Source organism: Embleya sp. NPDC059213 (assembly GCF_042754445.1).
Classification (GTDB): Bacteria; Actinomycetota; Actinomycetes; order Streptomycetales; family Streptomycetaceae; genus Embleya.
In genome coordinates this window covers 1-4,577 of the sequence record NZ_JBHZAV010000352.1, presented here as the reverse complement: position 1 = coordinate 4,577, position 4,577 = coordinate 1, and the positions used below count along the sequence as shown (strand labels likewise).

The 4,577-nt window shown below is 73.4% G+C and carries 4 protein-coding genes and 1 pseudogene; 3 read left to right on the top strand and 2 right to left on the bottom strand.

The genetic code is table 11. The features are described 5' to 3' along the window. Window positions 1–343: pseudogene (locus tag ACFXMF_RS46905) on the top strand (hypothetical protein); the annotation flags it as partial. Window positions 344–367: 24 nt separating this feature from the next. Here ACFXMF_RS46905 and ACFXMF_RS46900 read toward each other — a convergent pair. Then, window positions 368–1,165 carry a maleylpyruvate isomerase family mycothiol-dependent enzyme gene (locus ACFXMF_RS46900; protein ID WP_379991769.1) on the bottom strand — a complete coding sequence of 266 codons (798 nt, stop codon included), beginning with the start codon at window positions 1,163–1,165 and terminating at the stop codon, window positions 368–370. Window positions 1,166–1,484: 319 nt separating this feature from the next. Between ACFXMF_RS46900 and ACFXMF_RS46895 the strand changes: the two genes are divergently transcribed. Beyond that, complete coding sequence (locus ACFXMF_RS46895; protein ID WP_360309196.1) at window positions 1,485–2,330, top strand: SAM-dependent methyltransferase; 846 nt, start codon at window positions 1,485–1,487, stop codon at window positions 2,328–2,330. A 31-nt stretch (window positions 2,331–2,361) separates the two neighbouring features. On the opposite strand, the gene ACFXMF_RS46890 is transcribed toward ACFXMF_RS46895, so the two are convergent. Further along, on the bottom strand, window positions 2,362–3,258 hold the full coding sequence (locus ACFXMF_RS46890) for a Gfo/Idh/MocA family oxidoreductase (protein ID WP_360309194.1): 897 nt from the start codon (window positions 3,256–3,258) through the stop codon (window positions 2,362–2,364). Between the two features lie 164 nt (window positions 3,259–3,422). Here ACFXMF_RS46890 and ACFXMF_RS46885 point away from each other — a divergent pair, with 164 nt between their 5' ends. Further along, window positions 3,423–4,457, top strand: a complete 1,035-nt coding sequence (locus tag ACFXMF_RS46885) for an LLM class flavin-dependent oxidoreductase (protein ID WP_379991770.1) — start codon at window positions 3,423–3,425, stop codon at window positions 4,455–4,457. Window positions 4,458–4,577: the final 120 nt, after the last annotated feature.

Sequence of the window (4,577 nt, the reverse complement as noted above, 5' to 3'; positions counted from 1 at the left end):
CCCGCGTCTGCGGATCGTGCTCGGCCACGTGTTGCCCACCCATCAGGCGGGCCCGGACCCGGACTTCGCCGCCCGGGCGGCGGCCTTCAACGCGCGGATCGACGCCCTCGCGGCCGACCTGAACAGCGACGAGTCGCCGATCGTGGTGGCCACCACCGACGCCGAGTTCATCGCGGCCGACCACACCGGGGACGGCCTGCACCCGAACCCGGCCGGCGAGTACCGGATCGCGGCGGCGTTCGCCGACGTCCTCGCCGACCGTTTCCACCTCGGTGTGCACTACCCGCGCCCGTTCCCCAGGGTCTCGGACGCCTCGACGGATACGCCACCCCCGACGAATTGACGGCGGCCCCAGGGCGGTTCGGCGCTATACCGGTGGGACGAGGGTGAAGTACCGGTCGGCGGTGTCGCGGTCGCCGGTGACGGTGAGCCGGTCCACCGGGAGGCGGCCCCACAGGAAGAGCGCCAAGTCCGATGCCGTACCGGCCAGTTCGACATCACCGCGCCCCTCGGCCGGGCCGAACCGGACCTCGTCGCCGACCAGACGCAGCGCCCAGTCGCCCGGTCCGTCGGTCTGCCGGAACCGCAGGTGCTCGCCGGACCCGGGCGGCGCCAGCCCCCGCTCGCGCCGGGCCGGGACCATCACCTCGAAGTGCTGGGCGATCGCGTCCGCCGCGAGTTCGGCGTGCACCGGAGCGGCGGCGCCGACCGCCTGCTCGGCGTCCCAGCGGTGCACGGCGGCCTCGATGGTCTGCATGCGCAGCCAGAAACCGACGCTCTGCTCGGCGGACCAGGTCCAGACCGTGCGCGCGGCCGGCGTGTGGGCGAACGCGTCGGCCAACTCGCCCGCCCCGGCGGCGAACCAGTCGACCAGGCCGGGCGGCAACGGCCCCGGGGTGGGCGTGGGACCGCCCGGGGTCGGCCAGCCGGTGCGGTCCTCGGGCAGGGCGTAGATCCCGATGTCGGTGACCGGCGGCGGCTCGGCGAGTGCGGCCACGACGACCCGGGCCACGAAGCGGTGCACGCCGCCGAGGTGCACCACCAGATCGCTCATCGTCCACTCCGGACAGGACGGCACGACGGGCGCCTCGGGAGCGTTCAGACCCCGCCGCGCGGCGGCCTCGAACGCACGAACCTCACGGCGGAAATGACTGATGTGATCCATGGATCGCATTATCGGCGAGCCGACACCCCTTTCGCCGCACCGCTCTCGCGGGTCCTCCGAAGACCTCCGGGGGGACGCGGCGCCCATCGACAGGTTGGAACGCATGGGCGGAATGCCGGAGATCGACCCTTGGTGCGTCACCTGCCACGCGCGTTCATCCGGATGGAGGCGTGGGCGAGGGGGGCGTGTACGTCGCCACCCGCGTCGGCTCGGAACGTCGCGGTTGGTCCCCGGCCCGGGCGACAAAACCCGGTCCGGCACCAATAGGCTTGCCGGCAACGGGAATCGACCATTCCATCAATCCACGGTTGGAGCCTTCATGGCAGACGACTCGCAAACGGCGGACAACGCTCCGGTCGAGCCGAACGACGACTGGCGACCGGTCGGCATCGACATCTCCACGCCCAGCATCGCGCGAGTCTACGACGCGGTACTCGGCGGCAAGGACAACTACCCGGTGGACCGCGCGATAGCCGAGGCGTCGCTGGCGATCGTCCCGGAGATCGGCGATGTCGGCCGGTACAACCGGGCGATACTCGGGCGCGGTGTGCGGTACATGGCCGAGCAGGGCATCCGCCAGTTCCTCGACCTCGGCTCCGGCCTGCCCACCGTGCAGAACACCCACCAGGTGGCCCAGGAGCACTCGCCCGAGGCCCGGGTGGTCTACGTGGACAAGGACCCGATCGTGCTCGCGCACGGCCGGGCGCTGCTCGCCGAGAACGACCGGACCACGGTGGTCACCGCAGACCTGCGCGACCCGGCCGAGATCCTGAACCACCCGGACGTACGGGCCCTGATCGACTTCGACCAGCCGATCGGCCTGATGCTGGTCGGCGTCGTGCACCACCTCAACGACGACGAGGGCCCCGAGCAGATCGTCGAGGCGTACAAGAAGGCGCTGCCGCCCGGCAGTTTCCTCTTCCTCACCCACTTCTGCGCGTCCAGCCCGGACGCGGTCGCGCTGGAGAAGGCGCTGCTCACCGACCTGGGTTCGGGGCGCTTCCGTACGATCGAGGAGATATCCGCGTACTTCGAGGGCCTGGAACCGGTCGAGCCGGGCGTGGTGTTCCTGCCGCAGTGGCGGCCGGAGGAGCCGGTCGAGGAGCCGCTGACCGTCGGTCAGAAGCTGATGGCCGGTGGCATCGCCCGCAAGCCGACGGCCTGACCCACCACACGTGATCGTCGCGGCGCGCGGCTCAGCGTGCCGCGGCGAGTTGTCGTTCGACGCGGGCGACGACCTCCTGGAGGTACAGCCCGCGGCGGACATCGCACACGTGCTCGCCCCCGTCGCGCACCAGGCTCGCGAACTCCGCGCGCAGCACCGCGAACGCGGCCCCGTCGATCGCGGTGGACAGGTCGAGCGCGGCGACCCCGGTCGCCCCGTAGACCTCCACGTCGTAGCGGTGGCCCGCCGCCGCGGCGCAACACAGCACCAGTTGGGACACCGCGCCGCCGGCGTGCACCAGTTGTACCGCCGTCCACCCGTCGCCGGGGGCATCGGCCCGCACCTCCACGACGTCGCCCAGCGCGACGCTCATCAGATCGAACGCGTGCGGCCCCACGTCGAGAATCGCCCCGCGAGCCTGTCGCCACGGCGACGCCGCGAACGGACCATCGAGGAAGGCGCCGGTGACGCAGGCCAGTCGCCCGCCGCGCCACCGGGTGTCGGCGCTCTCCAGGTGGGCCAGGAAGTCCCGTACCCGCGGCGCGTATCGAGCGCTCAACGCGACCATCGAGCCGACCCCGGTCTCGCCGATCACGTCGGCCAATCGACGGGCGCCGTCCAGGTCGTCCGCGATCGGCTTCTCCAGCAGCACCGCCTTGCCCGCCCGGGCCGCCCGCTCGGCCAGCGCGGGCTGCGCCTCGGGGGCGATCGCGAAGACCACCGCCTCGCACCGGTCGAGCAGTTCGTCGAACCGCGCGCACGCCTGGGCCCCATGGGTCTCGGCCAGTTCCCGGGCCGCCTCCGGGCGGCGCGCCCACACCGCGGCGAGCCGGGTCTCCGGCCCGTCCGCGAACACCGGCGCGTGCACCAGACTCGCCCATGGACCCGCCCCGACCAGTCCCACCGCGACCCGCTCGGCCATCGTCATCGCCTCCACCGTGCACACCACCCGACCCCGCCGAGCGAGCGTACCGGCGCGCCGAGCCCGCCCGGCCCGCGCCCCGCCGGCCCGCGGGCCCGCCGCCGTCGCTTGGACCGGCGGGGCCGCGCGGCCCTGGAGAGCTTGCGAGGACGCTGCTAGCTTCCGGCCGCATGAAGTTCTCCATGTCGCTGCCCGTGCTTCGCGACGCCGGCCACGCGCAGCCGTACCACCGCACTTTCGCGCTGGCCCGGATCGCCGAGGAGGCGGGTTTCGACACCGCCACCGTCGGCCACCACCACTTCATGCCGGGCAACATGAGCGATCCGCTCACGCTGCTGGCCGCCGTCGCCGCGCGCACCGAGACGCTGCGGGTGGGGACCGGCATCTTCCAACTCCCGGTGCACCACCCCGTGCGGGTCGCCGAACAGGTCGCCACGATCGACGAGATCTCCGGCGGCCGGGTCACCCTGGGCGTCGGGCTGGGCTGGTGGCCGCTGGAATACACCGTGCACGGATCCGACTTCCGCACCCGGGGCGCGCGGATGGAGGAGGCGCTGGAGATCCTCCGGCTGCTCTGGACCCGGGAGAACGTCGGCTACCGGGGTCGCTTCCACAACTTTCCCGAACTGACCGTGCACCCGCGCCCGGTTCAGGAGCGCATCCCGTTGTGGGTGGCGGGCGTCGCCGACGCCGCCGTCGAGCGCGCCGCGCGGCTGGGCGACGCGTGGTTGTGCGGTCCGGTGCAGTCGTTGGCCAAGGCCCGATCCTGCCTGGCGGTCTACCGGGCGGCCTGTGCGACGCACGCCCGGCGTCCGGACTGGGTGCTGCGCCGCTATGCGTGGCTGGGCAAGGATCGCCGCGCGGTGGCCGAGGAGGTGCTGCCCGGATACGTCGGCGGCCTGCTCGAACACTGGCGCGAGTCGGCCGAGGACGCCGACGAGCGGGAGTTGTTCCGCCGCCTGGACGCGGGTGAACGGGTACCCGCCGAGGAGATCGCCCGCGACCGCCTGTTGTGGGGCGACCCCGAGGACGTGATCGCCCAGATCACCCGCTACCGCGACCGCACCGGCAGCGAGCACGTGCACGCCGCCTTCGGCGCGGGGCTGCCGGCCGGGGCGAGCCCGGTGTCCACGCGCGGCTCCTTCGATGAACTGGCCGCGATGATCCGGCTGTTCGGTGCCGAGGTGATCCCGGCGTTCCGCTGACCCGGGCCGCCGGCCCGAGTGTCGGTCGGGCCGGTCGCGGACATGGCGCGGGCCCCCCCCCCGGGGGGGGTGGGGGCCCCCCCCCGGGGGGGGGGGCGGGGGGTGAGGGGGGGGGGGTGA